A 14,494-nucleotide genomic window follows, 5' to 3' on the forward strand; every position below is an offset into this window, starting at 1 on the left:
GGGGATGACGGATCAGGCAGCGGCGTGGACCTACTCGATATCGATCGAGATGCCCGACAGCTTCCAGGCGCCGTCGGAAGGGATGAAGCCGAGCTGATACTTCACCTGCTTGGGCGTGGTGTCGAAATGACCCTTCAGCCGCAGCACGCCCTTGTCGTCGATCTTGGCGTCCTCGTCGAGAACGATCGGCTTGGCGACTACGGCGTCGAACACCGCGTGCTTGTCGACCAGATCCTTGAAGATGGTCTTGAGCTTGTCGGGTGGAAACTGGTCGCGGAACGGCTTTGAGATCTTGGCGTGGAACACGGTGAAATTGTTCGCCGCCACCGCATCGTTGAGCGAGACCAGGATGCTCTTGATCAGAACCTCCTGGACGAACGGGCTCGGCATGTCCAGCGCCGAGGCCGGGCGCATCGCGCATATCAGGAGCAGGCCGGCGGCGGTGACGATCGACCGGAAACGTGGCCAGCAACGGATCATCAATGGCCCCATATCATGCGTGGCGGTGCAATCCGTAGTTTCACCTGCTCACCTATGGAGCAGGTCCATCCTGTTCTCATAGAGGAAAACCACCGCTTCGTCTTGAGGCAAGCGCGAACTAGCGCGGCTTTTCCCCGGGGCCGTGGGCGTGGATCGCCAGCGCATGCACCGAGCCGGCGAGTTCCTGCGCCAGCGTCGCATTTATCATGCGATGGCGTTCGATCCGGCTCTTCCCTTCGAAGGCCGGAGACACAATATATACCCGAAAGTGCGTCTCCCCGCCTGGCCTGTGGCCGGCGTGGCCCTCATGCAGATGTGACTCGTCGACGACGTCGAGGCTTTCCGGCAAGAAAGCTTCACGCAACTTGTTTATGATAGCGTCTTTGGTGCTCATGGCGGCGGAGTTAGGTTCGCGACAGCTTTTCGTCAATGGTGCAAGCGGGAAACGAGGTCCGCGCAATGTCAAGACTTGAAGATTTGTGCATTGCGTAGTCAAAGAGAACATGCCGATCGATTCATCAAAATTCTTCGACTCCATTCGCATCAAGCCGACCAAGGTCAGTGCGAAGCGCCAGGCGCAGGCCGGCGAGCAGGCCGTGACCTGCGAGTGGGCGGGTTGCCAGAACAAAGGCGCGCATCGCGCCCCGAAAGGCCGCGAGAATTCACGCGAGTATTGGCACTTCTGTCTCGACCACGTCCGTGAATACAACCAGTCCTACAATTTCTTCCAGGGTATGAATCCTGACGACGTCGCGCGCTACCAGAAGGACGCGCTGACCGGCCACCGTCCGACCTGGAAGATGGGCGCCAACAACGGCAAGAAGGGCGAGAGCGGTCTCGATGCCGCCTCCGATCCGTTCCACGTGTTCTCCGAGCTCAACGGCCGCGGCCGCTGGCGCCCCGGACCGGGTGGCGCGGAGCCCAAGCCCGAGACCCGCAAGGTCATGAACGCCGAGCGCAAGGCGCTGCAGGTGATGGGGCTCGGGGCCGAGGCGACGCTCGAAGACGTCAAGTCGAAGTACAAGGCGCTGGTCAAGCAGCACCATCCCGACGCCAATGGCGGCGACCGCTCCACCGAGGATCGCCTGATCGAGATTATCAAGGCGTACAATTATCTGAAGACCGTGGTGCGCGAGGCCTGAAGTCTTGCCTCCGTCGCCCCTGCCTAGTGCGCAGTTGCGCACGGGAGCAGGGGCCCATAACCACCGGCCGTTATCGTTTGCACAAGATGTCTGCCCGATTGCCCCATCGATGGGCCGCGGCGTGTGGGTCCCGGCCTTCGCCGGGACGACGGCGGAGTGTGTGGCTCCGCCATCGTCCAACGGTGCAGTTTTGTAGCCCGGATGAAGCGCAGCGCAATCCGGGACCCCTCGATCCGTGGCAAGACCGTTCCCGGATTTCGCGGAGCCTGCCATCGGGCGCGCGTTCGCGCGACCCGTTGGCTCCATTCGGGCTACGGTTCGTGGTTAGCCCTCACCCCTTCGGCACCGTCCCGACATAGGACGAGCTCGGCCGGATCAGGCGCCCGGTGCGCCGCTGCTCCAGGGCGTGCGCGGTCCAGCCGGCGGCGCGCGCGGTGGCAAAGATCGGCGTGAACGCCTGCCGCGGGATTTCCAGCCCGTCGAGCAGGATCGCGGTGAAGAACTCGACATTGGTCTCGAGCGGCCGCTCCGGATTCTTTTTCCGCAGCGCCTCGCGGATGTAAGCCTCGACCTCGCCGGCAAATGGCAGGTCGGCACCACTGGCCTCGAGGCGCTCGATCGCGACCTTCAGCACGTCGGCGCGCGGGTCGCGCACGCGATAGACGCGGTGACCAAATCCCATCAGCCGTTCGCCGTGCGCCAGCGCGCCGTCAACCCAGGGCTTGATGCGCTCGCGTGTGCCGATCGCGTCCAGCATTTCGAGCACCGGCTCAGGTGCGCCGCCATGCAGCGGGCCGGTCAGCGCGCAATAGCCGCCGGTGATCGCCGCGAACAGGTCGGCCTGCGTCGAGGCGATCACCCGTGTGGTGAAGGTCGACGCATTCATGCCGTGGTCGCAGACGGTGACGAGATAGGCGTCGAGCGCTGCCACCTCGCGCGGCTCGACCTTGCGGCCCAGCAGCATCCGCAGCGTGTCGGCGGCGTGGCCGGCATTCGGGTCCGGCGCGATCGGGTCGTGTCCCTTGGCGTGTTGGACCAGGGCGCCCGCGATCACCGGGAAGGCGCCGACGATGGTCGCCTCGTGCTCCAGCCCGTTCTCGCCGCGGAGGCCTGCGATCGCGGCCCGGAAGCCGTCGACGATCGACATGCCGCGCGTCGCCGGCAGCAGGTCCGGCAGGCGGGCGAAGGCGCGTTCGCGGGCGGCGCCGAGGCTGGCGCGGACATTGGCTTCACTCAGCGACTTGCCGGTGGCGCCGTTCCACAGCCGCGCCGTGACGCCCTCGAAGCTCGACTTGCCCGCGAGGTCGGCGACGTGCTCGCCGGCGATGATCAATTCGCCGCGCTCGCCGTCGACATGGCTCAACACGGTCTCGGCGGCAGGAACGCCGTCCAGACCGATCTGGCTCTTGGTGAGGTGCATATTCATGGCCTGATCTCCTTGCTTCACCCCTTCAAGGTCGGGCCTCTCGACGAGTTGATCAATCTTGATTATATAAATCAATATGAAAAAATCCGCCGAGCTTTACCTCTCCGCTCGCGAAGCCGCCGCCGAGCTCGCGATCTCGCCGGCGACCCTCTACGCTTATGTCAGCCGCGGGCTAATCCGCTCCGAGCCGTCGCCGGATTCGCGCAGCCACCGCTACCGCGCCGAGGACATCAGGGGGTTGAAGGAGCGCCGCGTGCCGTCGCCGGAGCCGCGGGGCTTCCGTAATTTCGACGCCGACCTGCCGGTGATGGATTCGGCGATCGCAACCATCACCGAGCAAGGCCCGATCTATCGCGGCGTGAACTGCGTCGAGCTCGCCGAGCGCGACACGCTGGAGCACACCGCGACGCTGCTGTGGGATGTCACCGGCGTCGATCCGTTCGCGCCGGACAATTGCCCGCACCTCTCGGACGAAATGCGCGCGATCGCTGAGGCCGCGCGCCGCGCCCAGCCGATCGACCGCACGGTGGCAGTGCTGGCGCTGGCGGCAAGTGCCGATCCCGGCGCCTTCACGCGCGCGCCCGACGGCCGCGCCATGGTCGGCGGCCGCATCCTGCGGCTGCTGGTCGCGACCATGCTGAACGCTGCGCCATCGAACGAGCCGCTGCACGAGCAGGTGGCGCAGGTTTGGACGCCAGGCAACAAGCACGCGCCCGACCTGATCCGCCGCGCGCTGGTGCTGCTCGCCGATCACGAACTGAATGCGTCGACCTTCACCGCACGCTGCGCGGCATCGACCGGGCTCAATCTGTACGACGCTGTCATTGCGGGTCTCGTCGCGCTGAAGGGACCGATGCATGGCGGTGCCGGCGTGCTCGCCTCGCGCCTCGTCAAGACGATGCTCGACAATGACGTTGCGCCGGTGGTTCGTGAGCGGGTCGCGCTTGGCGAACGTTTCGCCGGCTTCGGGCACGGCGTCTACAAGAAGGGCGATCCGCGCGCGATCTCGCTGCTCGAGGCGCTGACGCGGGCCGGCGCGCCGCGCAAATTCACCAGGGAAGTGCCGGAGCGGATCGCGGAGGCAACGGGCGAATTCGTCAACATCGATTACGCGCTGGCGGTGCTGGTGCATGCGCTGCGGATGCCCGCGGGCAGCGAGCTTGCGCTGTTCGCGATGGCGCGCAGCGTCGGCTGGATCGCGCATGCCAGCGAGCAGCTTCAGCTCGGCAAGTTGATCAGGCCTCGCGCGCGCTATGTCGGTCCGGCACCCGGGCGGGCGGGAACGACCAACAGCATCTAGCGCATGATCCGGAAAAGTGGAGACCGGTTTTCCGAGAAGATCATGCGCAAGTGAAAGGAATTATTTCGCCGGCTTGGCCGGTTCGATCAGGCTGCCGCCGTGCCGGCGGCGGATGGTCCAGACGGCCAGCGCCAGGATCACGGCGCCGCCCGCGACCGCAAACATCCAGAGATGCTTGCCGACATGGCCATGATGCGGCAGGCCGGCATAGTCATGCAGCGCGGTGACGGCGAGCACGCCGGGCAGCACATGCGCCGGCGCCCAGAGCAGGATCGCGGGGATGTTGACCGCGTAGAAGCGCGCCGGCGGCATGCCGAGCGCGCCGGCCGTGATCGGCACGAAGGCGCGGATCGGCGGCACGAAGCGGGCGAAGAACACCGCGAGCACGCCCCAGCGGTTGAAGAAGGCCTCGCTCTGCGCCACCACGCGCGGGTAGTTGGAAAGCGGCCAGGCCGACAGTATCTCGCGCTGGCTGCGGTGGCCGATCAGGTAGGCGGTGCCGTCGCCGAGCATCGCGCCGGCGGCCGCCGCGGCGAGCACCGGCAACAGCTTCAATTCGCCGCCCGGCACCAGCGCGCTCAACGCCAGGATGATGGTCGACCCCGGCACCAGGGAGCCGACCACCGGCACCGCCTCCAGCAGGGCGGCCAGAAACAGCGTCAGATAGGCAAGCCAGGCATGGGCCGAAACGAACGCGATCAAAGGGTCAAGGAATGAAGTCACAAAATTCCCATGTGGCGGTGTTATCGATTTGAGAGCTAACAACTCCCCGCCGGCCTGAAAAGTGCCCGGCCCGGGCCGGCCGTCGTGGTGCTGCGGCAAAAGTACGGCGGGATTTGCAGGGCAGCCTTCCAAAAACCGAGTTTCGCTCCTATCTTTATGATAGAACAACGGAACTTTGATTTGCTCGCGGGCTTCTGCCAACCGTTGCTCTCTGCTAGGCTTATGCGAAGCACCCCATCCGCAGCCAAACGATTAATCTGGTTTCGGGAACGCCCGGGACCTCGGAGGATGAATGACGACCGCCGTCCAGACCAAAGCTCAGGAACCCGTCGGCTTGCCCGACATGAAGGTGTCGGTCCGGCAGGTCTTCGGGATCGATAGCGACCTGGAAGTTCCCGCCTATTCCGAAGTCGATCCGCATGTGCCGGAAGTCGACAGCGACTACCGCTTTGACCGCGCCACCACGCTCGCGATCCTCGCGGGCTTTGCCAAGAACCGCCGCGTGATGGTCACCGGCTATCACGGCACCGGCAAGTCCACCCACATCGAGCAGGTTGCGGCCCGCCTCAACTGGCCCTGCGTGCGCGTTAACCTCGACAGCCACATCAGCCGTATCGACCTCGTCGGCAAGGACGCGATCGTGGTCAAGGAAGGCAAGCAGGTCACCGAATTCCGCGACGGCATTCTGCCCTGGGCGCTGCAGCACAATATCGCGCTGGTGTTCGACGAATACGACGCCGGCCGCCCGGACGTGATGTTCGTGATTCAGCGCGTGCTGGAAGTCTCCGGCCGCCTGACGCTGCTCGACCAGAACAAGGTGATCAAGCCGCATCCGGCGTTCCGCCTGTTCTCGACCGCCAACACGGTCGGCCTCGGCGACACCTCGGGCCTCTATCACGGCACCCAGCAGATCAACCAGGGCCAGATGGACCGCTGGTCGATCGTCACCACGCTGAACTACCTCGCCCATGACGAGGAAGTGGAGATCGTGCTGGCGAAGGCGAAGCACTACCGCACGCAGGAAGGCCGCGACATCGTCAACAAGATGGTGCGGCTTGCGGATCTGACCCGCAACGCGTTCGCCAATGGCGACCTGTCGACGGTGATGAGCCCGCGCACGGTGATCACCTGGGCCGAGAACGCCGACATCTTCAGCGATATCGGCTTCGCGTTCCGCGTCACCTTCCTCAACAAGTGTGACGAATTGGAGCGGCCGCTGGTCGCCGAGTTCTACCAGCGCTGCTTCAACGTCGAGCTGCCGGAATCCTCGGTCAACGTGGCGCTCAGCTAGTCCATGCCGAAAATCTCCGTCGAGCGCACAGTCACACAGACGAAGAAAGCGGTGCTCGGCGGATTGCTCCACTACAACAACGAGAAGATGGGGAAGCAGAAGTACAAGCGCTTCGCCATCTCGCTGCGGCAAGGCGACGAGATTGTCGGCGGCATCGTCGGCGAGGTCTGGACCGCGGTGTTGTTCATCCAGTTGTTCTGGATGGAGCAGAAGTTTCGCAACAAGGGCTTTGGCGCGAAGCTGATCAAGGCGATCGAGGACGAGGCGCGGCGCTTCGGAGCGACGCGATCCTATCTGGATACGATGAGCTTCCAGGCGCCGGGCTTCTACCGCGCCAACGGATATAAAGAGTTCGGTTCGATTGAGGGGTATCCCGGCGGCGTAACGCGCCATTGGTTTACGAAATCGCTATGACAACCTCCAACATCAAATTCCGTCCCGGATCCAAGGAAGCGCCGACCGAGCCGTTCAAGCGCTCGGTGTCGGCGTGCCTGAAGGCGATCGCCAAGAAGCCGGAGCTCGAGGTCTCCTTCGCCGCCGAGCGCCCGGGGCTTGCGCCCGGCAAGGCGCGGCTGCCGGAGCCGGCGCGCAAGATGACCAAGCGCGATGCGGCGATCGTGCGCGGCCACGCCGATTCGATCGCGCTCAAGATCGCCTGTCACGATCCCAAGGTGCATCGCAAGCTGATGCCGGGTAATCCGCAGGCGCGCGGCGTGTTCGAGGCGGTCGAGCAGGCGCGCGTCGAGGCGATCGGCTCGCGGCGGATGGCGGGCGTCGCGAAGAACCTCACCGCGATGCTCGACGATCATTTCCATCGCGGCAAGTATGACGAGATCACTGATCGCGCCGACGCGCCGCTGTCGGATGCGCTGGCGATGCTGGTGCGCGAGCGTCTCACCGGCATGGCCCCGCCCGCGGCCGCCAAGAAGATGGTCGATCTCTGGCGTCCGACCCTGGAGGACAAGATCGGCTCGCGGCTCGACAAGCTCAGCCGTTTCACCGAGGACCAGGCGAGGTTCGGCGACCTCGTCCATGATCTGCTGTCGGCGCTCGATCTCGGCGACGACCGCAACATGGATTCGGACGATGACGACGACCAGGACGAGAACCAGGACGGCGAGAGCGATCAGTCCGGCGCCGAGGGCTCGCCCGACTCCGATGCCGCGCAGGAGATGAGCGCCGACCAGGCGCAGACGTCAGCGGAAGAGATGAGCGAAAGCGCGATGGAGAGCGCGCAGGCCTCCACGTCTGATACGTTCGACGACGGCGAGCTCGGCGACGACGAGACGCCGGGCGAGGCGACGCGGCCGAATGCGCGCGGACAGAACGAGCCGCGCGGTCCGGAATATCACGCCTTCGCGCCGAAGTTCGACGAGGTGATCGCCGCCGAAGATCTCTGCGATCACGACGAGCTCGAGCGGCTGCGCTCGTATCTCGACAAGCAGCTCGCGCATCTGCAGGGCATCGTGGCGCGGCTCGCCAACCGCTTGCAGCGCCGGCTGATGGCGCAGCAGAACCGGGCCTGGGATTTCGATCTCGAGGAGGGCATCCTCGATCCAGCGCGGCTTTCGCGCGTCGTCACCGATCCCTATCATCCGCTGTCCTTCATGCATGAGAAGGAGGCCACCTTCCGCGACACCGTGGTGACGCTGCTGCTGGATAACTCCGGCTCGATGCGCGGCCGCCCGATCACGGTCGCCGCCACCTGCGCCGACATTCTGGCGCGCACGCTGGAGCGGTGCGGCGTCAAGGTCGAGATCCTCGGCTTCACCACGCGCGCCTGGAAGGGCGGGCAGTCGCGCGAGGCGTGGCTCGCGGCCGGCAAGCCGGCCAATCCGGGCCGCCTCAACGATCTCAGGCACATCATCTACAAGTCGGCCGACGCGCCCTGGCGTCGCGCGCGGAAAAATCTCGGGCTGATGATGCGCGAGGGCCTGCTCAAGGAGAACATCGACGGCGAGGCGCTCGACTGGGCGCACAAGCGCCTGCTCGCGCGCCCCGAGCAGCGCCGCATCCTGATGATGATCTCCGACGGCGCGCCGGTCGACGACTCCACGCTGTCGGTCAATCCCGGCAACTATCTCGAGCGGCATCTGCGACACATCATCGACGAGATCGAGACCCGCTCGCCGGTCGAGCTGATCGCGATCGGCATCGGTCACGACGTGACGCGCTACTATCGCCGCGCCGTGACCATCGTGGACGCCGAAGAGCTTGGCGGCGCCATCACCGAAAAGCTCGCCGAGCTGTTCAGCGAGACCCACGGCTCGGCGCCCGCGCCGGGCGTCCGGCGCCGCCTCCACTCGTGAGACATGCGCTCGTCCCCTAGCCGCCGCCGTTTCCTCCAGGGTATGGCGGCGGGGCTGTCGGCCGCCGCATTGCCGCGTCTTGCGCAGGCGCAGAGCGCGACCCGGCCGCCGGCGACGCCGAGGCCGGCTGCGAGGCCGAGCCCCTACCGGGTCAACGAACCGGCTTCGATCGACGTCAACGCGCGGCCGCTGCCGTCGTTCGACATCCGCGACCGCGCGCGCACGCGGTTCGGCGCGCTGGAATATCGCAGCGGCCTGATCCTGACCTCGTCGTTCTCCGGCTTCGGCGGCCTCTCCGCGCTACGGCTCGATGCCAAGGGCGAACGCTTCATCGCGGTCAGCGACCAGGGCAGCTGGTTCACCGGCCGCATCGTCTATCGCGGCCGGGAGATGGTCGGGCTCGAGGATGTCGAAGCGGCGCCGCTGCTCGGCGCCGACGGCAGGCCGATCACCGCGACCCGCGGCTGGTATGATTCGGAATCGCTCGCGCTCGACGGCTCGTTCGCCTATGTCGGTCTCGAGCGGGTCAACCAGGTGCTGCGCTTCGATTTCGCCAAGGGCTTTACCCGCTCGCGCGGCGAGGTGATTGCGCTGCCGCCGGCGGCACGCAAGCTTCCCAACAACAAGGGGCTGGAGGGGCTCGTCTTCGTGCCGAAAGGCCAGCCGCTTGCCGGTACGCTGATCGCATTCTCGGAACGCGGGCTCGATGCGAGCGGCAATTTGGTCGCCTTCCTGGTCGGCGGCAAGACGCCGGGCCAGTTTAGCGTCCGTCGCAGCGAGAATTTCGATATCAGCGACGCGCTCCTGCTGCCGTCGGGCGGTCTGTTGATTCTGGAGCGGAAATTCTCCTGGTTCGGCGGCGTCGGCATCCGCATCCGCCGTCTCGCGCTGTCCGATATCGCGCCCGGCGCCGTGGTCGACGGCCCCGCGATCTTCAATGCCGATCTCGGCAACGAGATCGACAATATGGAAGGCATCGACGCCCATGTCACGGAGGAGGGCGAGACCGTGCTGACCATGGTCTCCGACGACAATTTCTCCCTGATCCAGCGCAACCTGCTGCTGCAGTTCACGCTGGTGGACTGAGGGCGCCGGCCCGGAGGGACCCCGTCAGGACATTGCTGATCTGCGCCCCGGCCTGCGCGGCCATCCGGACGGTTGGTGATCGGCCGTGGTGCCTCTATCTTAACCGGGCCCTCTCCCCGATCCCGGATATCCGCCGCATGAGCACCCTGTTCTCCCCGATCGAACTGCGCGACCTGAGACTCTCCAATCGCGTCATGGTCTCGCCGATGTGCCAGTATTCGGCCGTCGACGGCTCCGCCAACGACTGGCACTTCACCCACATCAACATGCTGGCCCTGTCGGGCGCGGCGATGTTCTGCATCGAGGCCACCCATGTCGAGGATATCGGGCGGATCACGCCGGGCTGCCTCGGTCTTTACAACGACGCCAACGAGGCGGCGCTGAAGCCGATCCTGGCCTCGGTGCGCAAGCATTCGAAAGCGGCGGTCGCCATGCAACTCGCCCATGCCGGCCGCAAGGCGTCGAGCCAGCGCCCCTGGGAGGGCGGGCAGTTGATCCCGATTGCCGAAGGCGGCTGGCAGACGGTCGGACCATCTGACGTCCCGCACAAGGAAGGCGAGGCCGCGCCGGTGGCGCTCGACGACGCCGGCCTGACGCGCATCCGCGAGGCCTTTGTCGCGTCGGCGAAGCGCGCCGACCGGCTCGGCATCGATGCGCTCGAGCTGCACGGCGCGCACGGCTATCTGCTGCACCAGTTCCTGTCGCCGATCGCCAACAAGCGGACCGACCGCTATGGCGGCTCGCTCGAAAACCGCATGCGCTTCCCGCTGGAAGTGTTCGACGCCGTGCGCGCCGTATTCCCGGATCACAAGCCGATCGGCATGCGGGTGTCGGCGACCGACTGGGTCGAGGGCGCCTGGGACCTTGCGCAGACCATCGAGTTTGCCAGGGAGCTGAAGAAGCGCGGCGTCGACTGGATGGATGTCTCCTCCGGCGGCGTCTCGCCGTTGCAGAAGATTCCGCTCGGGCCGGGCTACCAGGTGCCGGCGGCGCTGGCGGTCAAGGAGGCGACCGGCGTTACCACGATGGCGGTCGGCCTGATCACGGAAGCGAAGCAGGCGGAGGAGATCGTCTCGTCCGGCAAGGCCGATATGGTCGCGCTCGCCCGCGGCATGCTCTACGACCCGCGCTGGGGCTGGCACGCTGCCGCCGAGCTCGGCGGCGAGGTGAGCGCACCGCCGCAATACTGGCGCTCGCAGCCCTCGACGCAGAAGGCGCTGTTCGGCAAGACCACGTTCGGGACGCGCTGACAGCGCACCTCGCTTGCGAGGTCACGGCATGGCGGGCCCGAACCAGCGCGTCAGCGCGGCGTCGAGGCCCGTCGTGTCGGCGTCGTCGGCCGCCCAGGCGATGCAGGCATCCGGGCGGATCAGCAGCGAAGCGCCGCTACGTCGCGGCACGCATCGCACGAAGATATCCCAGCGTGCCGCGATCGCTGACGCGGCTCCATCAGTCGCATCGATCAGCACGGCCCTGCCGTCCTCCATCTGATCGAACAGGGTTGTTTCCGCGTCGCCGTCGCCGAGAGCGAAATTGCCGGAGAGCCGGCCGACCGATGGATGGTCGCTGCCGAGATCGTAACGGATCCTGATGCCGCTGATCATTTCGCCGAAATAGCGGGTGCCCTCGTCGAGGCTCATCAGATCAGCGACGATCTCGCGCAGGGCATCAGTCATGACGTCAGGCCGCATCAAGGCGACCTGGGCGCGGGTGTTGGCCAGCACCCTTGCCGCGATCGGGTGCCGCTCCTCGGTGTAGCTGTCGAGCAGGCTGTCGGGCATGCGATCGCACACGACCGCCGCAAGCTTCCAGCCGAGATTGACCGCATCGAGCAGGCCGAGATTGAGGCCTTGTCCGCCGAATGGCGAGTGCACATGCGCCGCATCGCCCGCCAAGAGGACGCGGCCCCTGCGATAGCTGTCGGCCTGTCGCGCATTGTCGGTGAAGCGCGTCGCGGTCTTGACAGCGGTGACGCGAACGTCGACGCCGCTGATCCGGCGCAGGGTGGTCTCGATCTCCTCGCGCGTGACCGGCGCGCTGCGATCGGCCGGCGGTCCGTCGAACTCGGCCAGGAACACCCGGCCAGGAATCGGTCCATAGGCCATCATGCCGACCGGCGTTCGCCGCCAGCCGACCGGCAGAAGTCGATCCGGATGATCGAGATCGACGATGGCCTGGTGTCCGGTGAGGGTCGGTTCGGTGCCGGGGAATGCGAAGCCTGCGCGCTTGCGCACGGCGCTGCGTCCGCCGTCGCAGCCGACGAGATAGGCCGCGTGCAGCGTGGCATCGCCGGACGCGTCCTTAGTTTGCGCCACGACGCCGTCGCCGCTATCCTCGAAATCGATCAACTCGCAGCCGCGCCTGATCTCGATGCCGAGCGCGTGGGCGCACTCGGCAAGCATGCTTTCCAGGGCTTGCTGGTTCACCCCGCGCAACCGCCGGTCCGGCTCGCGCTGACGCGTCTGGTCGATCAGGAAAATGCCCGAGAAGTGACCGCCGAATTTCTTGAACGGCAGGTCGCTCGCATCGCCCGAGCCCTTCATGAGCCTGGACATGCTGTCCGCCATGCTGCGTTCGACCGCATTCATCGCATCGCCGAGGCCGCGGCGCTCGAGGGCCTCGCCTGCTAGCGCGCCGATCGCGCCGGCCTTGATGGTCTGGTCGGGCTCGGCCAGCCGCTCGATGACGATCACGTCGGCGCCGCCCAGGGTCAGTTCGATCGCCAGCAGCAGTCCGGTCGGCCCGGCACCGACCACAACCACATCGGTTCGTTCACGCGTCACGCCGTCACCATAAAATTATACTCAGTATAATATTTATTATGGTACAAATTCCCGCATGTCAAATCAGGGCGGGTTGCGGGAGCGGAAGAAGGAGGCGACGCGCCAGGCGATCTCGGATGTCGCCACCGAGCTGTTCCTGGAACGGGGCTTCGACAATGTTTCGGTGGCCGAAGTCGCCGAGGCAGCCGAGGTCTCCCGGATGACGGTGTTCAATTACTTTCCACGCAAGGAAGACCTGTTTTTCGACCGTGAAGAGGAAAGCCGTCAGTTGCTGCGGACTGCCTTTGCCGAGCGTCCGGCCGGCGAGGCGCCGATCGCGACGCTCCGCAAGCTGGTGCACAGCCTGGCGGATCGCGTGCATCCGTTCGCGAAATTCACCGACGCAACGGCGAAATTCTGGCGCACCGTCGCCGAGAGCCCGGCGCTCTCGGCGCGGGCGCGCGAGATGCGTGACGAACTGATCGATGATCTCGCGAGCGTGCTGGCGGCAGCCATCAAGCGCCCGCTCGCCGATGCCGATGCCCGGCTCGCCGCGTCGATGGTGGTCACGGCGCTGACCGTCGCCTATGCGGAAGGGCTTCGCGAGCACAAGGCCCGCAGGTCGGCTGCGACGTCACGCGAGACCTTCCTGCGGATCATGGAGCGAAGCTTTTCCGGTATCGCGATCATGCTGAAGGATACGCCCTACGCATGAATCCCGGCCGAGCCGGATGCGACAAGGCCATTGTTCTGCCGTAGCCGGGGCAGCTACTCTCGAAGCGCGTGCGGAAGACACGCATCGAACAAAGAGAGGAAACCCATGGAACTCGGATACTTCGCGATGCCGTCGCATCCGCCGGAGTGCGGATTGAAGGAGGGCCACGACTGGGACCTGCAGGTGCTGCGCTGGCTCGACGAGCTCGGCTATCAGGAAGCCTGGATCGGCGAGCACCACACCGCACCCTGGGAGCCGCATCCGTCGCCTGATCTGTTGATCGCGCAGGCGCTGCTGCAGACCAAGAACATCCGCATCGGGCCCGGCGGCTTCCTGCTGCCGTATCATCACCCGGCCGAGCTCGCCAACCGCGTCGCGATGCTCGATCATCTCTCGAACGGGCGGCTCAATTTCGGCGTCGCGGCCTCCGGGCTGCCGAGCGACTGGGCGATGTTCAATGTCGACGGCATGTCGGGACAGAACCGCGACATGACCCGCGAGGCGCTCGAGATCATTTTGAAGATGTGGACCGAGCCGGCTCCCTGGACCCACAAGGGTAAGTTCTGGACCGTGACCAAGCCGGACACGATGTTCGACTTCCTCAAGCCCGCACATCAAGCCTCAGCAAGCGCCGCATCCGCCGATCGGCGTCGCGGGGCTCTCCAAGAATTCGGATACGCTGAAGCTCGCCGGCGAGCGCGGCTTCATTCCGATGAGCCTCAACCTCAACCCTGCCTATGTCGGCAGCCACTGGGATTCGGTCGAAGCCGGCGCGGCCAAGACCGGCCGCACGCCGAGCCGCAAGGATTGGCGAATGGTGCGCGAGGTATTCGTCGCCGACACCGATCAAGAAGCATGGAAGCTGTCGACCGGCGACATGATGGGCCGGATGATGGGCGAGTACTTCCTGCCGCTGCTCGGCCACTTTGGTTTCAAGGATTACTTGAAGGCCTCGCCCGACGTGCCGGACAGCGACGTCACGGTCGAATATTGCGCGCGCAACAACTGGATCGTCGGCTCGCCCGCGACGGTCACCGAGAAGATCGAGCAGATCTACCAGGAGGTCGGCGGTTTCGGCGTGCTCCTGGTGTTCGGCTTCGACTACAAGCACAAGCCGGAAGCCTGGCACAATTCGCTGCGGCTCCTGAAGCAGGAGGTGCTGCCGCGGCTGAAACATCTCGACGCCTCGGTCGGCCGCGCGGCGTAGGTTTGGCGGAGAGGATAACAAGGGGCAGCGGTAACGCTGCCCCGTATTCATGA

13 protein-coding genes and 1 pseudogene are annotated in these 14,494 nt (G+C 65.8%); 9 read left to right on the forward strand and 5 right to left on the reverse strand.

Annotated elements, in window-relative coordinates; genetic code table 11:
* Nucleotides 1–30: 30 nt before the first annotated feature.
* Together ACVI1L_RS15475 and ACVI1L_RS15480 are read right to left on the reverse strand one after the other, a co-directional pair.
* Nucleotides 31–480: a hypothetical protein gene (locus ACVI1L_RS15475; RefSeq protein ID WP_456783226.1), complete on the reverse strand. Its 450-nt coding sequence runs from the start codon at nucleotides 478–480 to the stop codon at nucleotides 31–33.
* 118 nt (nucleotides 481–598) lie between these two features.
* Nucleotides 599–874, reverse strand: a complete 276-nt coding sequence (locus ACVI1L_RS15480; protein WP_028338206.1) for a BolA family protein — start codon at nucleotides 872–874, stop codon at nucleotides 599–601.
* Nucleotides 875–983: 109 nt separating this feature from the next.
* Between ACVI1L_RS15480 and ACVI1L_RS15485 the strand changes: the two genes are divergently transcribed.
* Nucleotides 984–1,622: a J domain-containing protein gene (locus ACVI1L_RS15485; protein WP_028338207.1), complete on the forward strand. Its 639-nt coding sequence runs from the start codon at nucleotides 984–986 to the stop codon at nucleotides 1,620–1,622.
* A 331-nt stretch (nucleotides 1,623–1,953) separates the two neighbouring features.
* Here ACVI1L_RS15485 and ACVI1L_RS15490 read toward each other — a convergent pair whose 3' ends face one another.
* Nucleotides 1,954–3,048 (reverse strand): citrate synthase/methylcitrate synthase, encoded by a 1,095-nt coding sequence (locus tag ACVI1L_RS15490; protein ID WP_456783227.1) that lies wholly within the window; start codon nucleotides 3,046–3,048, stop codon nucleotides 1,954–1,956.
* 76 nt (nucleotides 3,049–3,124) lie between these two features.
* Here ACVI1L_RS15490 and ACVI1L_RS15495 point away from each other — a divergent pair, with 76 nt between their 5' ends.
* Entirely contained in the window at nucleotides 3,125–4,348 is a 1,224-nt protein-coding gene (locus ACVI1L_RS15495) for a citrate/2-methylcitrate synthase (RefSeq protein ID WP_057015541.1), read from the forward strand.
* Between the two features lie 60 nt (nucleotides 4,349–4,408).
* On the opposite strand, the gene ACVI1L_RS15500 is transcribed toward ACVI1L_RS15495, so the two are convergent.
* Nucleotides 4,409–5,071, reverse strand: coding sequence for a DedA family protein (locus tag ACVI1L_RS15500; protein WP_057015540.1), 663 nt, complete (start codon nucleotides 5,069–5,071; stop codon nucleotides 4,409–4,411).
* A gap of 292 nt (nucleotides 5,072–5,363) precedes the next feature.
* On the opposite strand from ACVI1L_RS15500, the gene cobS reads away from it, so the two are divergent.
* The 5 genes from cobS (at nucleotide 5,364) to ACVI1L_RS15525 (ending at nucleotide 11,007) form a co-directional block, all read left to right on the forward strand.
* Nucleotides 5,364–6,362, forward strand: coding sequence for a cobaltochelatase subunit CobS (gene cobS / locus ACVI1L_RS15505; RefSeq protein ID WP_057015539.1), 999 nt, complete (start codon nucleotides 5,364–5,366; stop codon nucleotides 6,360–6,362).
* A 3-nt stretch (nucleotides 6,363–6,365) separates the two neighbouring features.
* Nucleotides 6,366–6,776, forward strand: coding sequence for a GNAT family N-acetyltransferase (locus tag ACVI1L_RS15510; RefSeq protein ID WP_028343272.1), 411 nt, complete (start codon nucleotides 6,366–6,368; stop codon nucleotides 6,774–6,776).
* Complete coding sequence (cobT, locus tag ACVI1L_RS15515) at nucleotides 6,773–8,671, forward strand: cobaltochelatase subunit CobT (protein WP_076824816.1); 1,899 nt, start codon at nucleotides 6,773–6,775, stop codon at nucleotides 8,669–8,671. Before ACVI1L_RS15510 ends, cobT begins: the two co-directional genes overlap by 4 nt.
* Nucleotides 8,672–8,674: 3 nt before the next feature.
* Entirely contained in the window at nucleotides 8,675–9,757 is a 1,083-nt protein-coding gene (locus tag ACVI1L_RS15520) for an esterase-like activity of phytase family protein (protein WP_456783228.1), read from the forward strand.
* Between the two features lie 137 nt (nucleotides 9,758–9,894).
* Nucleotides 9,895–11,007 carry an NADH:flavin oxidoreductase/NADH oxidase gene (locus tag ACVI1L_RS15525; RefSeq protein WP_057015537.1) on the forward strand — a complete coding sequence of 371 codons (1,113 nt, stop codon included), beginning with the start codon at nucleotides 9,895–9,897 and terminating at the stop codon, nucleotides 11,005–11,007.
* Nucleotides 11,008–11,028: 21 nt separating this feature from the next.
* On the opposite strand, the gene ACVI1L_RS15530 is transcribed toward ACVI1L_RS15525, so the two are convergent.
* Nucleotides 11,029–12,540, reverse strand: coding sequence for an FAD-dependent monooxygenase (locus ACVI1L_RS15530; protein WP_456783229.1), 1,512 nt, complete (start codon nucleotides 12,538–12,540; stop codon nucleotides 11,029–11,031).
* A gap of 55 nt (nucleotides 12,541–12,595) precedes the next feature.
* Here ACVI1L_RS15530 and ACVI1L_RS15535 point away from each other — a divergent pair, with 55 nt between their 5' ends.
* Nucleotides 12,596–13,234, forward strand: a complete 639-nt coding sequence (locus ACVI1L_RS15535; RefSeq protein ID WP_229190798.1) for a TetR/AcrR family transcriptional regulator — start codon at nucleotides 12,596–12,598, stop codon at nucleotides 13,232–13,234.
* Nucleotides 13,235–13,339: 105 nt separating this feature from the next.
* A pseudogene (locus ACVI1L_RS15540) lies at nucleotides 13,340–14,441 on the forward strand (LLM class flavin-dependent oxidoreductase).
* Nucleotides 14,442–14,494 lie beyond the last annotated feature (53 nt).

This window comes from Bradyrhizobium sp. USDA 4516, assembly GCF_054055915.1.